Source organism: Micromonospora sp. B11E3 (assembly GCF_039871625.1).
GTDB lineage: Bacteria > Actinomycetota > Actinomycetes > Mycobacteriales > Micromonosporaceae > Micromonospora.
The window spans coordinates 1-18,416 of record NZ_JBDPMC010000106.1 but is presented as its reverse complement, the minus strand read 5'-3'; the positions used below and the strand labels follow the sequence as shown (position 1 = coordinate 18,416).

Sequence of the window (18,416 nt, the reverse complement as noted above, 5' to 3'; positions counted from 1 at the left end):
GTTGATCATGCTCGCAGCTCATCACTTGTGACCATCCGAACTAGACACTCAGATGATCACTGACGGGCTGCGAGCCCTTCACTCTCGGGTCGGCTCAGCCACAAACCCCGCTCAAGTTCGAAGAGCCGGTATTCGGCTGCTGGAAGCGTTACGGGCGTTGGACGTGGAGACGCATCTGGTGCTCAGCGACTGGGCTGAACGGACGATCCGGATCGAGACCGACTACACGGTCGCGGAGGTCCGCGACCTGGCGGACACCTACTACCAGTACGGCAATCAAGCGGCAGCGGTGTCGAGCGGGTCGTTCCCCGCCGACGGCATGGTGATCATCCCGTGTTCGATGAACACTCTCGCCGCCCTCGCGCACGGAATCGCGGACAAACTCATCGTGCGGGCTGCGGATGTGACGCTCAAGGAGCAGCGCAAGCTGGTCGTGGTGCCGCGGGAGACCCCGCTGAACACGATCCATCTGCGTAACCTTCTCACGTTGAGTGAGATGGGTGTGTCGATCGTGCCGCCGATGCCGGCGTTCTACAACCACCCCGAAACCATCGATGATTTCATCCGCCACATCGTGGCCCGGGTCCTGGATCAGCTCCGGATCGACAACGACCTGACCGTCCGGTGGGGGGTCACCCGGCGCCTGCACTCCAACCCTTCCCGTCCACGTGCCACCGTCGGGTCGGACGACCTGGCGCTCGTTGACAGCCTCGGTCATGTGAACGGCGCTGAATAACTCAAATAATAGGTAAGGGAAGGGTGTGCCGGTGGAACTGGAAGAAGCCTTGGCGATGCGGCGAAGCATTCGGCGGTACCGTCGAGATGATGTTTCGCGTGACACGCTTGAACGCGTATTCAACTTGGCGTTGATGGCTCCCTCTGGCTGGGGTCTCCAAAAGTCGCGCTTCTTCATCGTTCAGGGAGAGCAGAGGCGTAGGTTGCAGGATCTCTGCGTCGATGCGCTTCCTGAGGTTCGTACTGTCCTGGAGGAGGCGCTTCCGGACAGGCCAGATGAGGTCGACGTGCTTATGGAGTTCTATCGTACGTACGGGAATGCCCCGGTTCTCGTGGTGGTGTATGCCGGCCTCCTGCCTGGCGGCGATTTTGACGACATAGGAGCCGCACTTTCTGTGCAGAACCTATTTCTCGCAGCTCATGCCACAGGACTCGGAACAGTGTGGACAGACGTCATGAGGATCCGCGAGGCAGAGATCAACGCAATGCTCGGCGTCGGCACGGATCAGAAGATCACCTGCATCACGCCATTGGGTTATCCGGATGAACAGCCCAGTGCCGCGCAGCGAACGCCGGGAAGGTTGACATGGATCGGGTTCTGACCACCGTACCGACGATCGACATTCACGAGTTCGCTTCACTAGGACGGCCCGCCAGTGAGGTTGCCGAGAAGCTCGAATGCGCATTTCGCCAGTACGGGTTCTTCAGTCTGGTCGGACACGGCGTATCAACGTCGGTTATTGACGATGCCTTCGCTGCCTCGCGAAGGTTCTTCGACCAGCCGACGCAAGAAAAGATGCTCAGCACTCCATCCGACGGCTTCTTGGGCTACCGGGGACTGGGCACCCTTCGTGCCTCGACACGAAACGCGCAGTCATCGCCGGACATGAAAGAGACGTTCTCGCTGGGGCCTGATTCTTCACACGGTCTGCACAGTTCTGCGTCCGCCGCGTCGACGAATATTTGGCCGGCGGGTGTCCCAGAACTCCGCCCGGCTCTGGTCGCCTACTACGAGTCCATGGCTTCGCTCGCACTCAAGTTGACCGACATCATCTCAGTTGCATTGGGCCTGCCGGCCGAATCGCTGCGGAATCGATCTGACCGCCAGCTCAGCTGGCTGGCGTCGATCAATTATCCGCCGACGGTTGACGCGAGGCCTGGTCAAATGCGATTCGGCGAGCACCGCGACCGCAACTGCGTCACGATCCTTTCAGCTACGGGCGACGGGCTGGAAGTCCAAGATATTTCAGGCCAATGGCATCAAGTGCCGACGCGACCGTACACATTCCTGGTCAACGCAGGTCGGATGCTCGCGGACTGGGTTGGCGGGCGGTGGACCGCTGCCCAGCACAGGGTCTGTAATCCGGCGGGAGCGGCACGCCGCCAGTCACTTGTATACTTCTTCAACCCTAATCCCGAAACACCGCTGGATCCGCTGTGCGGTAGAAGTGACGGGCAGCAGCCGGAGAGTTCCCGAACGGTTATCACCGTAGGCGACTATCTGAAGTCGATGCTCGACCTTTATCGATAGAGCGACGGCTGCACTGTAGCTGGTTCCGACCTCGCCGCTCCCTCGATCAGAAACTCGCCACGCCCGACGATCACGGCCGCTCCGGCCACCTCCACCGCCTCGAACCTGTCACCCTGGCCCCACGCGGTCGCCAGCATCGTCGAGGGGCGTCCCATCTCGACGCCCTGCCGGATCTCGATCTGCTTGCCGTAGCCGATCCTGCCGTGCCGTGCCAGGTGTACCGCGAGCGGTCCGGCTGCCGAGCCGGTCGCGGCGTCCTCGGCCACCCCGTAGGCCGGGGAGAACATCCGAGCACGCCAATGGGTGCCGTGGCCTGCGAAGCAGAAGGCGCTCATGTCGGGCAGCGTCGAGAGAACCCGGAGATCGGGCTGCAGTCGCGACAACTCCTCGACGTCTCGCACCGGGAACAGCACGTGCCTCGGCCCGTTGCGGTAGGCGTACACGATTGGCTCCGCCGGCGACACCCCCAGTCCCCCGGCCAGCGTGGCCGCGTGCTCGTAGGGCTCCCATGCCGGGACGGGCTGGCGCATGCTGGCCGACACCACCCGGTCGTCGGTGCGGTCGAACGTGAATTCCACGTCGCCGACCATCGTTTCCATGATCAGGGTACGGCGTGCGGTGGACTGGGCCAGTGCGACGGCTGTCCCCAGCGTGGGGTGCCCGGCGAACGGCAGTTCACCGGTCGGCGTGAAGATGCGGACCCGGACGTCGGCGGCACCCCGCGGGGGAAGCACGAACGTGGTCTCCGACAGGTGGGTCTCCACAGCGATCGACTGCATCTGGCCGGTCGTCAGCCCGGTCGCGTCGAGCAGGACGGCGACCGGGTTGCCTGCCAGCGGGGTCTCCGTGAAGACGTCGACGATCATGTACCGGTACATGCTCAAGACGATATGTGGGCTGGTCCACCGGCTCCAGCGCGGTCTTGCCAGGGGAGTTGCAGTAAAGGATCATTTCCCCTGCCACCGACCCCCATGCAGATCAGAGGATCCAGACATGTCCGAGAATCTCCCCACAGGGCGCGGCTTCGATGCCGACCAGGCGTTGCGGCAACGGAACAGGGCGGTGGTGGAGGAATATCTCCGGGTGACCGAGGGGCCGCCACGGTTGCAGCGGCACCGGCTGTTCGCCGAGGACGCGCGCGGTGGGCTGTGGACCACGGACACCGGGGAGCCCGCTGCCGTGCAGGGCCGGGAGAAGCTCGCCGAGATGGCGGCGTGGTCGCTGGACTGCTTCCCGGACTGGAAGTGGTTCAACATCCAGGTGTTCGAGACGCAGGACCCGAACCACTTCTGGGTCGAGTGCGACGGCGAGGGGCAGATCCTCTTCCCGGATTACCCGCCCGGCTTCTACCGCAACCACTTCATCCACTCCTTCAAGCTGGCCGACGGGAAGATCACCGAGATCCGCGAGTTCATGAACCCGTGCGAGCAGATGCGCGCGCTGGGCATCGAGGTTCCCGTCGTCAGACGGGGCGGCATCCCCAAGTAGGGCAGTGACCATGTCCGTCCACGAACAGCACCGCGCCCCGGGCCGGCCGCAGGTGGTCGTGCTCGGTTCGGGAGCAGCCGGACTGAGCGCGGCGCTGGCCGCGAGGATTGCCGGCGCCCGGGTGACGCTGGTCGAGGCAACCTCGACGATCGGCGGCACCACAGCCCTGTCCAGCGGTGCGGTGTGGGTGCCCGGCAACCACGTACACCGCGGTGAGTCCGGTGTGGACGCCCCGGAGTTGGCCCGCCGATACCTGGAGTCCCTGGCGGTCGGCGACACCGCACCCGCGCTGCTGGAGCAGTTCGTCGTCGAGGCGCCGAAGGCCGCCCAGTGGCTGGAGCGGAACACGGCTCTGCGCTGGCAGGTGCTGCCCTACCCGGACTGCCACCGGGAGCGACCCGGCGGCATGGGCGCGGGCGTCCGTTCGCTGGAACCCCAGCCGCTGGCGGTGCCTGAGGAGGCGCTGGCGCGAATCCGCCCACCACTGCCGTGGCGGCCCCCGCTCACGTTGACGGAGTTGGCCGCGGGGGGCATGTCGGCTGAACTAGCGGCTGAGCGCCGCCGCACGGGTACGGTGGTCGGTGGGCAGGCGTTGGTCGCCGCGCTGCTCACCGCGGCGCTCGACGCCGGCGTCGTGGTCTTGCCCGCGACCAGGGTGACCAGGCTGTCGCCGGACGGCGTGGTCATCGGCGACCGCCCACGGCGCGCGCGGGTCGTGCTGGCCACGGGCGGGTTCGAGCGCGATCCCGTCCTGCTGCGGGCGTTCCTGCGCGCTCCGGTGCGCGGTCTGATCGGCGCTCCTGGCGCCCGCGGAGACGGACTCCGGCTGGCGATGGCGGCGGGCGCCGCGTTGGGCAACATGTCCGAGGCGTGGTGGTGTCCTACCATCCGGGTCCCCGGCGACGAGATCGACGGGCAGCCGGTGCACCGGATGCTGTTCGCCGAGCGGGCACGTCCCGGGGTCATCATGGTGGGCAGGCACGGGCGACGGTTCACCAACGAGGCGCAGAACTACAACGACGTCGGCCGGGCAATGCACGCCTTCTCCGCGTCGGACTTCCGCTTCGACGCCGACCCGTCGTGGCTGGTGTTCGACGCCTCGGCGCGCGGGCGCTACCCGATCGGCTCGGTGCGGCCGGGCGATCCGGAGCCGGAGTGGCTGCTGCGGGCGGGCAGCGTCCCCGAACTCGCCGACCGCATCGGCGTGTCCCGCGACGTGCTCGTCGACACGGTCGCCCGGTTCAACCGGGCTGCCGGGTCCGGTGAGGATCTCGAGTTCGGCCGCGGCACCGGGGCGTACGACCGCGCGCTCGGGGACGTCAATGCTGAGCACGTGACCCTGCGGCCGTTGACCGAGCCGCCGTACTTCGCCGTGCCGGTGCACGCCGGGCTCGGGGGCACGAAGGGCGGACCGCGCACCGACGAGCACGGCCGCGTGGCCCGCGCGGACGGTTCGGTGATACCCGGTCTGTACGCGGCGGGCAACGCGGCGGCCAGTCCGTTCGGGCTGGCCTATCCCGGCACCGGCGCGACACTTGGCCAGGCGCTCACCTTCGGCGTGCTGGCCGGTAGGGCCGCGGCGACCGACTGAGGGCGCCGAGGGCGCCCGTCAGGAAGAGGCCACGGTCGTCGAGGCGGCCAGCAGCGGCCTCAGGGTCTCTCTCAGGATCTCCAGGCCGTCCAGTGACAACACCGATTCCGGGTGGAACTGCAGGGAGGTGAAGCCGGGGCCGCGCAGCGCGTGCACCTCGCGGGTGACCGGGTCCCGGCAGACCTCCACCGGAGCCGACAGCCCGGCGTGGTACAGACGGTCGTGGTCGGACAACGCCGCGAACGTGTTGTAGAAGCCCACGGTCCGCCTGGTGCCGAACAGGGTGATCTCCGCCTGCCGTCCCTGGTTGGGCACCGCCTTGCGGACGATGCGCAGCCCCAGCAGCGCGGCGAGGACCTGGTGGCTCAGGCACACCGACAGCAGTGGTACGGCAGCACGGAGCCCGCCCCTGGTGAGCTCGCGCAGCACGGCCATCTTGGGGTTCCGGTGGTCGAGCGGGTTGCCCGGCCCCGGTCCCAGCACGACCAGGTCGTAGTCGAGGGGGCCGGTGCTCTCGGTGTACCGCTGGATGGTCGCGACCAGCCCGAGCGCGGACAGTTGGGCGCCCAGCATCGCGGTGAAGCCGTCCTCGGCGTCCACGACGAGCACACGCCGCCCGACCAGCTGGGGGTCCACCGCCTGCCGGTGGTGAGGGTTTCGGCGCCAGAACGAGGCGAGCCTGTCCTCCCGCCGCGCCAGGATCGCGCGTACCGCTGAATCCTCCGCCAACGGCGCGCGCGGAGCGGACTGCTGGCCTTGTGGGTCGTCGTCCGCACAGAACGCTGACAGCAGTCCGGAGATCTTGGCGTGGGTCTCGGCGACCTCCGAGTCGGGATCGGAGTGCCGCACCAGCGTCGCACCGACTCCGACACGCAGCCGGCCGCTGGCGTCGATCTCGGCGGTGCGGATGAGGATTGCGGAGTCCATCTCGGGCTCGCCCGACTCGTCGCTGCCGATCACGGCCACGGCACCTGCGTAGTAGCCGCGGCCCGTCGGCTCGTACCTGGCGACCACCTCGCACGCGCTCTCCAACGGACTGCCCACGACTGTAGGCGCGAACATGGTCGCGCGCAGCACGTCGCGAGGGCCGTGCGCAGTGTGGCCGGACAGCAGGTACTCGGTGTGCGCGAGCCGGGCCATCTCCCTGAGCGTGGGACCGGTCAGGCTGCCACCGAGCGGGCACATTCCCGCCATCGCCTTCAGCTCTTCGTCCAGGACCATGTTCAGCTCGTCGGTTTCCTTGGGGTCGCCGAGGAAGGCGAGCAGCTCCGGCAGGTCGGGCCCCTGCGGCGGATACCGGTGGGTGCCGCTGATCGGGTTCATCACGACGGTGCCCGAGGACAGGCCGGCGTGCAGCTCCGGGCTGGCCCCCACGAACGTGCGCCCGTTGGCGTGGACAAGGAAGGTCCAGTAGGAGCCCTGTTCGGCGGTGAGCAGGCGGGAGAAAATCGACAGGGCAGACCTGATCGAATAGTGCGGGATGTCGGCGAGGAAGGTGCGCTTGATGACGAAATTGGACCCCCGTCCCTGTCCGATTTCCTCGGTCAGCACCGCGCGCACAATGTCGGCGTACTCTCTGTCCTCGATGTCGAAATGGGCATCGGTGAGCGTTACGGGATCCCGGGGAAACGCGAGCAGGGCATCGTGCAAGGAAATGCGCTCCTGCTCGCGAATTCTCAACACGAGGAGCGGGGCGTGGTCGTCGTTGCAGGCGAAACCCCGCTCGGCGAGTTGCCGGTACGGCACCACCACCAGCACGTCGTTGGTCGGCGCGCCAGCCGTCCCGGGCGGCAGTGGGATGTCGTCGAGAGACGCGGATGCCTCCACATCGCCGACCAGGATCTCGACGAAAGACCCTCGGCCGGGGCGGTACAAAAGGGCGAACGGCGGCGCGTCCGGTGCGAATAGACGGTTGATCGGCGACGCAGGGGATGCCATGCTGGGCGTATCCACGTCTTCTTCTCCCAATCCAGGAGCGATAGGGCAGGGGGACCCTGGAGGGCATTATGCTCCTGCGGGAAGGAAGATCCAGAAAGTGTGACTGGAGCGACAGCTATGACTTCTTCGAGTTGTACGCTGCGGCACCGCAACCGCACAGAGTGAGACAGCATGAGCATATCCACCATCGCTCCGTACCCTATGCCGGAACGATCCGAATTGCCCGATGGCGTCGTTTCGTGGCGTGCATCCGCCGAGCGGTCGGCACTGTTGATCCACGACATGCAGAACTACTTCGTCGACTTCTTCCCGCCGGACCAACCCCCGAGAACGGTTCTGATCGACAATGTGGGCCGCCTGCGGCAGCGGTGCGTGGAGCTGGGTGTCCCGGTGTTCTACACCGCCCAACCGGGCCGGATGACCGATCAGCAGCGCGGTCTGCTCAAGGATGTCTGGGGCGCGGGGATGACCAGCGCGCCGGAGCACACCTCGATCGTGGCCGAGTTGGCCCCCGGCGAGGCCGATCGCGTGTTCACCAAGTGGCGCTACAGCGCGTTTCACCGTTCCCCGTTGCTCGACGAGCTGGTCAAGCGCGGGCGGGACCAACTGATTGTCTGTGGGGTCTACGCGCACGTCGGCTGCCTGGCCACCGCGTGCGACGCCTTCACCAACGACATCCAGCCGTTCCTGGTCGCCGACGCGATCGCGGACTTCTCCCCAGAACAGCACCGCCTCGCACTGGACTACGCGGGGCGACTGTGCGCGGCCACTCCCGACACGGCGACCCTGCTGGCGGACCTGTCGAGAAGCGCCGGCTGACAACGGCTCCCGCGCAAGGCTCGCGACGGGTAGCACCGGCCGGCGGCGGCTTCACGTGGACAGCCCTCGCCGTTGAATTCCTGACAGAGGCGTAGACCGGGCCATGGCAGACGTTCAGGAACCATGCCGCGCCGACGCAGCACCGACTCATGCGCCGTGCCGCATGCCAGCCTGCGAAAGTTGAGGTCGAAGCCCCGGACCGGTGCCCATCGGAGGCGATGATTCGCCGGATGCTGCAGGCCCTGGACCCGGACCTGCTCACCGCAGCCATCCGCGGCTGACTCGCCAGCCGGACCACCGCCACATCCCAGGCGGACAGGCGGGCGATCGCCGTGACAGGCGAGGAAACCGTCGCTCGTTGAGCAGGCGGGGGTACGCAGGACCTGAACCGGCACCGTTGACCTTGGACGGTCGAACTCGCGTCGGACTACGTGTGGCCGTCAAGTACGCGTTGCGTGGATTCGGATCACCGGTCTCGTCGACCGCCAGGATCGCGTCCAGCCACCGGGCCGGTCACCACCAGCCTGCTCCGCCCCCGCCGCCCGTCGCGGCTTCGTCCGCTCGAACCAGCCCGCGCAGCACCCGGCGCCCTGGCCAGCACATGTTCCACCGAACAGCCGATGCGCCGCGCAGGCAGCCACTGCAAGATCTGACGTTGTATCCACAACGCACAGGCGATCACCCGGTGGCCGCCTCGTGCCCACCCCTCTTCAGTAGCAAGATCTCAAACGGCGGCTGCCGCACTGGCTGTTAGCTGCAATCTGGCACTAGCGCAAGCTCTCTCGGAGAGGACTTTATCGTGCGGTTGACTCGTAGGCGAATAATTGCGCTGGCAAGCTCGGCGGCTGCTGTTGCTGGCTCGGAATTTGTGTCCGGTCCGGCAAGCGCCCAGGCCGCATCTGGCAACTGGAGTTGGTTGCTCAAGCAGTTCGCTCAGTACGGCAACGAGGAGAAGGCAGTACCCGCGGCTGACGAACTGGTGTTCCTGCCTGCCTATGAGCAGTTGGCGCTGCTCAATCGGGCGCGGAACCGCGTCTCTGCCGTGGACCTGACCGAGGCGCACTTGCGCCGGCTGCGGCTGGTTAACCCGCGACTGAACGCCTTCGTGTACGTTACGGAGCAGTTGGCGCGTGATGCCGCGGCGCAGTCCGAGGAACGATACCGGCTGGGCAATCCGCGAATGCTGGATGGGCTGACCTTCGGCGTCAAGGCCCTGTTCGACTTCCTGGCGGGCGTCCCCAACGACTTTGGCTCCAGGCCGATGGCTGACTTGGGGTTCGTGCCGCCCTTCACCTCGGTCTACATCCAGCGTGCACTCGATGCGGGCGTGGTGGTGCCGGGCAAGACCAACACTCCCGAGTTCGGTCACAAGGGCACCACCGACAACAAGGTCCACGGCCCGACAAGCACCCCGTTCGACCCTCGGTTCAACGCCGGTGGTTCCAGCGGCGGTTCGGCCGCTGCCGTGGCGTCGTTCATGACGGCCCTCACGCAGGGCTCCGACGCGGGCGGCAGTGTTCGTATCCCGGCGGCCATGTGCAACATCGCGGCACTCAAGCCGAGTGTCGGTCGCTGGCCGCAGGATGCTCCGCCGTTTGCCGCGGCGCCGTTCTTCACCCCCGGGCCCATGGCACGGACGGTGGCAGACGTGGCCATGCTGATGCAGGCCATCAGCGGTCCGTACGAGGGCGATCCGTTGAGTATGGACGGTTCGCTGGACTACATCGGCGCGTTTCGTGGCGGCGTGGAGGGCACGCTTCCGCTCGCGGGTAGGCGCATCGCCTACTCGCCGGACATGGATCTGTTCCCGGTGGAGGCGCCAGTTGGGCGTGTTGTCAGCCAAGCCCTCCAGGCTTTCGTAAAGGCCGGGGCAGTGGTTGACCAGGTGAAGCTGGGGCTCGACGAGATCCAGGTCACCGATCTGGGCGGCAGGAACCGGCGGCCGCTGACCAGCCAGCACTTCGCCGACACCTGGGTGCTCATGCAGGCCGGCTTGTACGGCCACGCCCGGGACCTGTTCCTGGAGTTCGGCATTCCTGTGGATCTACGCGAGCGCAAGGAGCAGTTGACGCCGCAGTTTGCTGCCATGCTCGACCGGTCGGAGAGGCTTTTGGCCGAAGAGTACCGGCATCTGGACTTCCTGCGGTCCGACGTGCTGCACAAGCTCAACGCCGTGCTGGGGGCCTATGACTACATAGTCACGCCGACGGTTGCCGTCGTGGGCGTTCAGAACGCGAAGGATGGCAATACTCTCGGCCCGTCGGCCGTCAACGGTGTCGCCGTCGATCCGCAGATTGGTTGGTGCTTGACCTATCCGGTCAACTTCAGCGGTCATCCCGCGATGAGTCTGCCGGCCGGCTTCGCGGCGAACCCCCTGGGGGGCCCGGCGTTGCCGGTTGGTTTGCAGGTCATCGGTCGCATGAAGCGGGATGACGAGGTCATTACCGCCGCCGCTGCCTACGAAAAGTACAACCCCTGGTACCACCGCTACCTGCGGTAGACCAGTGATACCGCAGGGTGGAGGCGTTCCTCTTCCTGCTCATTCTTATAAGAGTGGCTATTCGAACGTGAGTGGGCAGGCAGGCGTGGTGTGAGGGGTAGAGGGCCCGCGACTCTTGGTTGATCATTTCTGCCGTCTACACGGGATGACGGCAAAGAACAGTCGCGGGCGTGGTCAACGTACGACCCTGCTGCTGGGCTTGGACGGCCGGCCGCGGGATATCTGTCGGTGAAAGGGTTGACCCTCGCGCCGCCCCGGGGTGGGGCGGCGGGGGCCACGTCGGGACCGGCCGGCACCGGGTAGGTGCCGGCCGGCTCGACGGTGCGGGACCACCCCGGGCAGCATCGGGGTGGCTGCCGGGGTGCTGGGTCCGCCGATGCCGACCCTCCGCTGGGTACGGCACCCCCGCGCCAGGCGAGCCCACAACGCCGGGTGCCCTTCACCGTGGGGATGCGCACCCGCCGGCCGCCGAGGGTGAACGTGCCGCGGTATCTGCGCCGCCGCCAACCCCGCCGCCGCCTCGGAGTCCGCGCCGAAGCGTTGCCGGCCTTGCGGCGTTTCGCCGCCGCGAACCACGCGTCGGAGCACCCCGCCGCTGCCCGGGCCCGCACCGCCACACGGGCGGTGCGGTACGGGCACGGCCCCAAATATCAGTGAGCTGCCCGATGTCTCTCAGTGCCCGACGAACGAACCTTGCCTCAAGGGAAACAGGTCGGAGGAGGGCAGCAATGGCGCTCGCAACCGGAACCGCCGCGGCCGAGGACGTAACCGTCCAGCGGCGGATGCAAGCCCTGTCTCGTCGAGGTGCAGACGAGCGGCTCTACCGATCCGGCCCTGCGGTCCGGCCGTCCGGCCCCAGGTCGCTCCACTGCGCGGCCCTCGCGGGCCTGCCCGATCGAGGTCGTCCGCACAGGAACGGCCGGGCCGATGACTGACCCGGCACAGTCACTCGCGGGCGCCCTCGCCGCGCTCGACCGCGCCGCCGACCACTTCTGGTCGTTCATGGAGGACCGCAGCGTGCGCTTCGTTCCGTCCCAGGTCGCGCCGATCTTCTTCGCCACGCTGGGGCATCTGGTCGCGGGCAGGGATGGCCAGGCTGGCCGCCGGGCGGGGCTGGCGGTGTTGGGCCGGCTGTATCGGCGTTTCGGGCTCTGCCCGTACCACGGGACGGTTATCGCGGCGGCGATGGTGGACACGGTACGGCGGTTCGCCGGCGGCAGTTGGGAGCCGGAGTTGGCCGAGGTCTGGGAGCGGGATTGCCGCCGGGTGCTCCGTTTGGCGGAGCGGGCGGGTGTGGTGGGTGACGAGGACGCGCCCGGTGCGGCGCTGTGGGCGTCCGACCAGCGCCCGTCACCCGTCGGTGGGCCGTTTCCGACCGCGACGGCCGCAGGCAACGACAACATCCGAGCGCCGAGGAGTGTGACATGAAGCTGATGGACACGGACGTCCGCCGCGCGACCGGCGAGGACGTCGCCGCGCTGTCTGCGGTCATCGCCGACGCGCTGACTGCGGGGCGCCTGGGCGCGTGGCTGGTACCCGACGCGGCCGAACGCCCCGGGGTCGTGCGCCGCTACGCGCAGTTCGCGTTGCGGCGCGGGTTGGCGCACGGCCAGGTGGACACGACCGACGACCGGTCCGCCGTCGCGGTCTGGTATCCGCGGTGGGAGCCATCTGCCCCGGCCGCGGCGTGGATGTACGACCTGCACAGCCTCCTCGGCCCACACGCGGCCCGGTTCGCCCTGCTGCACGCGTACGTCGACGCGGTGCTTCCCCACACGCCGCACCACTACCTCGCTCACGCCGCGTTCCGTCCCGGGCAGGGTGAAGCCGGAAGGGCGCTGCTCGCCAGCCACCACCGTGTCCTGGAGGCTGACGGGTTGCCGTCGTACGCGGAGGTCTGCAGCGACCACCCCCGGGACGGTCTGCTCGCCCGACTCGGTTACCAGCCGCGGTCGCCGATCCTGCTGGAGCCGGGCGGCCCGGCTCTGTGGCGGATGTGGCGGCCTCCGTCCGGCAGCGGCCAGCCCGGTGAACTGCCACGCCGGGTGCTCCTGCACCGCACCGCGACACCGTTTCGCGGTCGGATCATCTCGGCGACGCCCCCGCGTTCTCCCTGACCGCCCGGTCGGGCACCCAGTCGATCACCTGCTGCCGCTGCCTTCGCGGCCCGCAGGCCGCCCTCCGCTCCCCGCTATCGAAGGAGACACCCCTCATGCTGACCGTAGCCACCTGTTCCCCCACCGCCCCTCCACCAGGACAGCTCAATGCCGGACGGCGGTCGCCGGCAAGGCTGACCACCACGCGTACCGGTGCTCCCGTCACGGACGCGGGAGACGTGACGGCGGACTCTGCGAACCGGGGGGAGTGGCGGTGAAGCCGACGCATGTGCAGGTGGCTCTCGCGCGGCGGACGTTGACTCCGTCCGGGTTGTGGGTGTTCGGGGCGGCGGCCTCGGCACCGATGGTGGTGCTGGTCGGTGGCATCGTGGCGATCTACGCGACCACGCAGGTGGTCGCGCTGCCGCTGGCGTTCCTGCTGGTCGCGGGGGTGGTGGCGCTGTTGGCGACCGGGTACGCGGCGATGGCACGTCAGGTCGGACATCCGGCCGCCTACTACGGCATCCTGGCGAACGGCCTGGGTCGTGGCTGGGGCGTCGCCGCCGGGCTGGTCGCCCTGGTGGCCTACAACGCGATCCAGACCAGCCTGTACGGGCTGTTCGGCGCGACGATGGCCGCGCACCTCGGCGGCGCCTGGTGGGTGTGGGCGGGTATCGCCCTGGCGGTGGTCGGGGTGCTGGGCGTGCGGGCGATCGTGCTGTCCACCCGGGTCCTGGTCGCCGTGCTGGCGGTGTCGCTGCTGATCGTGGCGGCGTTCGTGCTGGCCGGTGTCGGGCAGCCGGCCAACGGTGGACTGTCCTGGGAGGGCTTCGACGCCTCGGGGTTGGCGGTCAGCGGCATCGGCGGCGCGGTCGCCTTCTGCGTGGCCGCGTTCATGGGCGTCGACGGGGTGGGGTCCTTCGTCGAGGAGGCCATCGACCGCAGGTCGGTCAGCCGGGCCACGGTCGGCGGCGTGGTCGTGCTCGGCGGGGTGTACGCGGTCGCCGCGTGGGCGATGGGGGTGGCGGTCGGCCCGCAGTCCGTCGCCGAGGCGGCCGCTGATCCGGCGGCAGGACTGCCGTTCTCGGTCCTGGACCGCCTCGGCGCCGGGTGGGGTTTCCTCGGTCAGCTGGCGCTGATCGGCGCCGCCATCACCTGCATGCTCGCGTTCCACGCCGTGATCGCGCGGTATGTGTTCGCGATGGCCCGCGAAGGCGTCCTGCCCGCCGGCCTCGCCCAGGCCAGCGGCGGCACCCGGGTCAGCGCGCCGCGCGGCGGGTCGCTGACGCAGACCGGTATCGCCACCGTGGTGGTGGGCGCGTTCGTGCTCGGCGGCGCTGACCCCGTCACGGTGATGTTCACCTGGCTGTCGACGTTGGGTGCCATGGGCCTGCTGTGCCTGCTGCTGGCCGCGTCGGTGGCCGCGTTCCGGGCACCGATCAGCCTGCGTGGGCAGCGGGCCGGGATGTGGGAGTGGCGGCTCGCGCCCGTGCTGGGTGTGCTCGGCGGGGTGGTGGTGCTGGCCCTGATGGTCGGCAACGTCGGCTCGCTGCTCGGTGCCGCGCCCGGATCGCTGTACCCGTTCCTGCTGCCCGCGATCCTCGCCGCCGCCGCTGCCATCGGTGGGATCTGGGCGGCGAGTCTGCGGCAGTCGCGTCCCGAGGTCTACGCCGGCATCGGCCGTGGCACCCCGAAAACCCACGCCGTGCCCGATCCCATGCACATTTCGATCTGAGGGGCGAACGATGATCGAAACGCACTCTGCCATGCCCTCAGCTGGTGGGCACTACGGCGTCGATCCCCTGGACCCCGCCTGGCGGCCGACCCGCCCACCGACGGTGCCGCCCGCAGGCCCGCAGCAGCCCGTGGCCCCCGTCCCACCGCCCCGATACGGGGCACCCCGGGGTCTCGCCGAGCACCAAGGGCAACCGGCCACCCCTGTCCCTCCGCCCCCGGCTGCGAGTCCACGCCTGTCCCTGAGCGGACCGAGGCATTTCGACGACGGGCCGTCGGTTGAGGCCCGCCGCCAGGCTGATCTGCGGATGCAGATCGCGTACCGGTGCAAGCGGGCCAACACCAGCCACCTCATCGCCGCCGACCAGGCGTTCGGCCGGCGCGACGCGGTCAGCCCACACGCCGTGCTGCTGTTCTACACCTGCGACGCCCTCACCGAGCCACATGGCTACAAGCTGTACACCGCCACCCGAACCTGGCCGCAGTCACCGGACTCCGACGACCTACCCAGGCTGCTGGGCGACCTGACGGAGGTGGCAGCGGACAACATCGCCACTTTCGGGCGTGCCTGGAGTCCTCTCGGGCCCCAGGGCTCCATGGTCAACGGCGGGGACATGACCCTGCCCACGGGCGCCACGTACGTCGGCGTCGGTGTCAGCACCCTCGACTCGGACCAGGGACGCTGGTACCAGGTCGCCGCGACGCTCCGCGACGCGGCTGCCGCCGGCCGCTACATGTCGGCCTTCAACCTCAAGGGCCAGTGCTACGCCGTGATGGTCGACCGCACCGCCATGCACATCGACCGCGACCCCGAGGCCCGCCTGGGCGACACCGGGATCCGCTGCAGCAAGACCCTCGACCCGGACCGAATCACCTACCACAATCCCCACGCCAACCTCACCGAGCAGGGCGACGACGAGACCCGCTTGATATGGCGGGAGCTCATCACGCTGAACACCACCCTCGCCACGCACCTGCGCGCCAGGCGGCCGGCGTGACCCACACCCCGACCCGCAGCCTCACCGATGCCGCGGACCTCAGCCACGCACCGGTCGACATCACCGCCGTTCTCGACCACCTGGTGCGCGAGGCCAACGCCGCAGCCGCGACGAGCATCGGCTTTCCCGCGGCCGTGGACCTCGACCAGACCGAGGTCATGGCCCGCCTCGGCAACCGGCTGTGGAACAACATCGGCGATCCGGCGGACCCGGGCGGGGGCGCCCACACGCGAGCGCTGGAGCGGGCCGTCGTCGCCTGGGTCGCCGACATCCTGGCCATGCCGACCGACGACCGATGGGGCTACGTCACCACGGGCGGCACCGAAGGCAACCTGTCCGCCCTGCACGCCGCCCACCGCCGCCATCCGACCGCACGTATCTACTACTCGACCGCCGCGCACTACTCGATCCCCAAATCGGTGGAGATCCTCGGGGCGCGCGGGGTGGTCATCAGCGCCCGTCCGGACGGGGAGATGGACTACGCGCATCTGGCCGCGCAGCTGCGCAAGCGCCGACGGCGGCCCGCCATCGTGGTGGCCACCGCCGGCACCACCCTCACCGAGGCGGTGGACGACAGCGCCCGCATCCGCGCCGCCCTCGACGAGAACGGCGTGCAGGGACACCTGCACATCGACGCGGCCCTGTCCGGCATCCCACTCGCCCTCGACGGCCGGCTGCGCTTCGACGACGCCGGCGGCATCGCCAGCATCGCGGTGTCAGGACACAAGTTCCTCGGCACGCCGACCCCCTGCGGGGTGGTGCTCATCCGCGACAGTATGCGCGGCCACGGCAGCCACGTCGCCTACACCGACACCGCCGACACCACGATCACCGGTTCCCGCTGCGGCCTGGCCGCCGCGCTGCTGTGGCACGCCATCGCCACCCACGGCCGCGAGGGGCACCGGTGGCGTGCCAGCGAAGCACGAACCCTCGCCGCCTACGCCGTCAACCAGCTCACCGCCGCCGGTTGGCCCGCCTGGCGGCACCCCCACGCGTTCACCGTCGTCCTTCCCACCCCACCCGAACCGGTACGGAAGAACTGGCCGCTGGCCACCGACGGCGGCACCAGCCACATCATCTGCATGCCCGGCGTCACCCGCGGTCAGATCGACGCGTTCGTCGCCGACATCGCCGCCGCCGCACCGCCGGCGCCGATCCCGCAGCCCCGGCTCTCGCCCGAACCGCGCACCAGCGCCGCTGGGGGTTGACTGTTCCTCATCCGGCACCGTCTACCGATCCACGGAGGCGATCACCATGACCATCCGGCTACGTCTTTCACCCCGGGTACCCGTGGCACGACGCCGGCACCAGCCCCGGCCGGATGCCCGCGCCCTCGCCGCGCGCTCCAGCCCTCAGCCGCCGGCAGACCACACCGTCATCGAGCGGATCCGAACCGTGCTCACAACCCACCAGGTCGGTGACGACGGCTTGTGCCGCGGCTGCGAAGACCTCGGGCAGTTCGCCTTGACGCCCTGCCCGACGGCGCGAGATGCCCATGACATCCTCACCCGGTACGGGGAGGCCCAGACCAACGCGTCTGCGGCAATGTGGGGCGGTCCGGGCCCGGAGAGCAGACACCCGACTCGTCAGTGAGCGCGGCGCAAGTCGTCCTCCGTGCACTGACGGAAGCATCGGACTCGGCAGTGGTAGGCACCCAGCTGCCGAGGTTCGGGGCGGCGGCAGTCAACCCGAATGACTGCCGGGTCGGCCCTGCCAGCGGTCCCATGCGCAGGGATACCACCGGCCCGTGGCCGGCGGTGGGCCCTTTCTCCCCTCCCACCGCCGGCTGCGCCAGCCCCCAACTGCCAGCACCGTTGAGCGAAACGTCCAGGTACGTTGCGATCGCTGGCCCAGCATGGCGCGACGAAAAGTCCGCCAAGACACGGTCGGTGGGCGACCGGCGATGATTCGACATCGCCTGCCGGGCGTTTCGAATGGCCCACCGACCGTCGCGGGTGAGCGGCTGATAGGAAGAACCCATGCTGACCATCGGACTGCTCGGCGGGATGAGCTGGGAATCCAGCGCGCACTACTACCGGCTGGTCAACGAATTCGTCCGCGAGCGCCTGGGGGGTCTGCACTCGGCCCGCTGCGTGCTGTACTCGGTCGACTTCGCCGACATCGAGCAGCTGCAGAACACCGGGCGGTGGGACGAGGCCGGCCACCTGCTCGGCCGGGCCGCCGCTGCCGTGCAGGCCGCGGGCGCCGACCTGTTGCTGCTGTGCACGAACACCATGCACAAGGTCGCCGACCAGGTCGAAGCCGCCATCGACATCCCGCTGCTGCACCTGGCCGACGCCACCGCCGCTGCCGTCGGCGCGGCGGGTCTGGACACGGTGGGTCTGCTCGGTACCGCCTTCACGATGGAGCAGGACTTCTACCGCGACCGGCTGGCCGGGCACGGCCTGAACGTGATCGTTCCCGAAGCCGACGACCGGGCCGAGGTCCACCGCATCATCTACCAGGAGCTGTGCCTGGGTCATGTCAGCGACACGTCGCGGCAGACCTACCGGCAGGTCATCGACCGGCTCGTTCACTCCGGTGCTCAGGGCGTCATCCTCGGCTGCACCGAGATCGAACTACTGATCTCGCCGGACGACAGCCCGGTCCCGGTTTTTCCCACCACCCGGCTGCACGTCGAGGCCGCCGTCGACGCCGCGCTGCGACCCGCGTTGCCGAGCTGATCCGCGACCGGCGCCGCACGCCGGGCCGCTACGCGCCGTCGGGACCCCCGACTGTGGCCCCCCACCACCCGGTGGGGAGCCGCTCGCTATTTACGGCGAGGATCCACAACCCACCGGAACCCGGTGGACGTTCGTGGACACAGCGCTAGATCGCCCGGGCGACGCAGATTCTGGCGTCGAGGCGGGGTCCGGCTTCGTAGAGCATGTATTGGACGCCGCCGTCGGTGCCGAATGCTGGGGCTGCGACGCGGCCGTTGTCTGATGCGATTGGTCGGTGGAACACTCCGAGGTGGACTTCGCGG

The 18,416-nt window shown here is 68.9% G+C and carries 15 protein-coding genes; 13 read left to right on the top strand and 2 right to left on the bottom strand.

All coding sequences use genetic code 11. From position 1 onward, the window contains the following. The first annotated feature begins 67 nt into the window (after window positions 1-67). Genes ABGB16_RS30535 through ABGB16_RS30525 form a run of 3 tightly spaced genes read left to right on the top strand, consistent with a single transcriptional unit; the run spans window position 68 to window position 2,266 of the window. Window positions 68-736, top strand: a complete 669-nt coding sequence (locus tag ABGB16_RS30535; protein ID WP_347671541.1) for a UbiX family flavin prenyltransferase — start codon at window positions 68-70, stop codon at window positions 734-736. 31 nt (window positions 737-767) lie between these two features. After that, entirely contained in the window at window positions 768-1,337 is a 570-nt protein-coding gene (locus tag ABGB16_RS30530) for a nitroreductase family protein (RefSeq protein ID WP_347671539.1), read from the top strand. Continuing rightward, window positions 1,322-2,266: a 2-oxoglutarate and iron-dependent oxygenase domain-containing protein gene (locus ABGB16_RS30525; RefSeq protein WP_347671538.1), complete on the top strand. Its 945-nt coding sequence runs from the start codon at window positions 1,322-1,324 to the stop codon at window positions 2,264-2,266. The genes ABGB16_RS30530 and ABGB16_RS30525 overlap by 16 nt, the downstream gene beginning before the upstream one ends. On the opposite strand, the gene ABGB16_RS30520 is transcribed toward ABGB16_RS30525, so the two are convergent. Then, window positions 2,257-3,144: a PhzF family phenazine biosynthesis protein gene (locus tag ABGB16_RS30520; protein ID WP_347671537.1), complete on the bottom strand. Its 888-nt coding sequence runs from the start codon at window positions 3,142-3,144 to the stop codon at window positions 2,257-2,259. The genes ABGB16_RS30525 and ABGB16_RS30520 overlap by 10 nt on opposite strands. A 115-nt stretch (window positions 3,145-3,259) precedes the next feature. Between ABGB16_RS30520 and ABGB16_RS30515 the strand changes: the two genes are divergently transcribed. Together ABGB16_RS30515 and ABGB16_RS30510 are read left to right on the top strand one after the other, a co-directional pair. After that, window positions 3,260-3,754 carry a PhzA/PhzB family protein gene (locus ABGB16_RS30515; protein WP_347671536.1) on the top strand — a complete coding sequence of 165 codons (495 nt, stop codon included), beginning with the start codon at window positions 3,260-3,262 and terminating at the stop codon, window positions 3,752-3,754. Between the two features lie 10 nt (window positions 3,755-3,764). Further along, complete coding sequence (locus tag ABGB16_RS30510) at window positions 3,765-5,345, top strand: FAD-dependent oxidoreductase (protein WP_347671535.1); 1,581 nt, start codon at window positions 3,765-3,767, stop codon at window positions 5,343-5,345. Window positions 5,346-5,363: 18 nt separating this feature from the next. Here the strand turns inward: ABGB16_RS30510 and ABGB16_RS30505 are convergent, their stop codons facing one another. Continuing rightward, a complete protein-coding gene (locus ABGB16_RS30505; protein ID WP_347671534.1) occupies window positions 5,364-7,298 on the bottom strand; it encodes an anthranilate synthase family protein in 1,935 nt (644 codons plus the stop codon). Between the two features lie 156 nt (window positions 7,299-7,454). Between ABGB16_RS30505 and ABGB16_RS30500 the strand changes: the two genes are divergently transcribed. From ABGB16_RS30500 to ABGB16_RS30465, 8 genes are all read left to right on the top strand, one after another. Then, window positions 7,455-8,102, top strand: a complete 648-nt coding sequence (locus tag ABGB16_RS30500) for an isochorismatase family protein (protein ID WP_347671533.1) — start codon at window positions 7,455-7,457, stop codon at window positions 8,100-8,102. A 916-nt stretch (window positions 8,103-9,018) separates the two neighbouring features. Further along, on the top strand, window positions 9,019-10,602 hold the full coding sequence (locus ABGB16_RS30495) for an amidase (protein ID WP_347671532.1): 1,584 nt from the start codon (window positions 9,019-9,021) through the stop codon (window positions 10,600-10,602). Between the two features lie 927 nt (window positions 10,603-11,529). Continuing rightward, window positions 11,530-12,030 (top strand): hypothetical protein, encoded by a 501-nt coding sequence (locus ABGB16_RS30490; protein WP_347671531.1) that lies wholly within the window; start codon window positions 11,530-11,532, stop codon window positions 12,028-12,030. Continuing rightward, window positions 12,027-12,719: an N-acetyltransferase gene (locus ABGB16_RS30485; protein ID WP_347671530.1), complete on the top strand. Its 693-nt coding sequence runs from the start codon at window positions 12,027-12,029 to the stop codon at window positions 12,717-12,719. The genes ABGB16_RS30490 and ABGB16_RS30485 overlap by 4 nt, the downstream gene beginning before the upstream one ends. Before the next feature lie 268 nt (window positions 12,720-12,987). Next, window positions 12,988-14,433: an APC family permease gene (locus ABGB16_RS30480; RefSeq protein ID WP_347671540.1), complete on the top strand. Its 1,446-nt coding sequence runs from the start codon at window positions 12,988-12,990 to the stop codon at window positions 14,431-14,433. Window positions 14,434-14,740: 307 nt separating this feature from the next. Next, window positions 14,741-15,430, top strand: a complete 690-nt coding sequence (locus tag ABGB16_RS30475) for a hypothetical protein (RefSeq protein ID WP_347671529.1) — start codon at window positions 14,741-14,743, stop codon at window positions 15,428-15,430. Continuing rightward, window positions 15,427-16,638, top strand: coding sequence for a histidine decarboxylase (locus tag ABGB16_RS30470; RefSeq protein ID WP_347671528.1), 1,212 nt, complete (start codon window positions 15,427-15,429; stop codon window positions 16,636-16,638). Before ABGB16_RS30475 ends, ABGB16_RS30470 begins: the two co-directional genes overlap by 4 nt. A 771-nt stretch (window positions 16,639-17,409) precedes the next feature. Then, complete coding sequence (locus ABGB16_RS30465; RefSeq protein WP_347671527.1) at window positions 17,410-18,114, top strand: aspartate/glutamate racemase family protein; 705 nt, start codon at window positions 17,410-17,412, stop codon at window positions 18,112-18,114. Window positions 18,115-18,416 lie beyond the last annotated feature (302 nt).

What these genes read in the sequence shown, in the direction of transcription:
- ABGB16_RS30525 (WP_347671538.1), top strand. Translation starts at nt 1,322, where the DNA reads ATGGATCGGGTTCTGACCACCGTACCGACGATCGACATTCACGAGTTC.
- ABGB16_RS30490 (WP_347671531.1), top strand. Translation starts at nt 11,530, where the DNA reads ATGACTGACCCGGCACAGTCACTCGCGGGCGCCCTCGCCGCGCTCGAC.
- ABGB16_RS30485 (WP_347671530.1), top strand. Translation starts at nt 12,027, where the DNA reads ATGAAGCTGATGGACACGGACGTCCGCCGCGCGACCGGCGAGGACGTC.
- ABGB16_RS30500 (WP_347671533.1), top strand. Translation starts at nt 7,455, where the DNA reads ATGAGCATATCCACCATCGCTCCGTACCCTATGCCGGAACGATCCGAA.
- ABGB16_RS30465 (WP_347671527.1), top strand. Translation starts at nt 17,410, where the DNA reads ATGCTGACCATCGGACTGCTCGGCGGGATGAGCTGGGAATCCAGCGCG.
- ABGB16_RS30520 (WP_347671537.1), bottom strand. Translation starts at nt 3,144, where the DNA reads ATGTACCGGTACATGATCGTCGACGTCTTCACGGAGACCCCGCTGGCA.
- ABGB16_RS30510 (WP_347671535.1), top strand. Translation starts at nt 3,765, where the DNA reads ATGTCCGTCCACGAACAGCACCGCGCCCCGGGCCGGCCGCAGGTGGTC.
- ABGB16_RS30515 (WP_347671536.1), top strand. Translation starts at nt 3,260, where the DNA reads ATGTCCGAGAATCTCCCCACAGGGCGCGGCTTCGATGCCGACCAGGCG.
- ABGB16_RS30475 (WP_347671529.1), top strand. Translation starts at nt 14,741, where the DNA reads ATGCAGATCGCGTACCGGTGCAAGCGGGCCAACACCAGCCACCTCATC.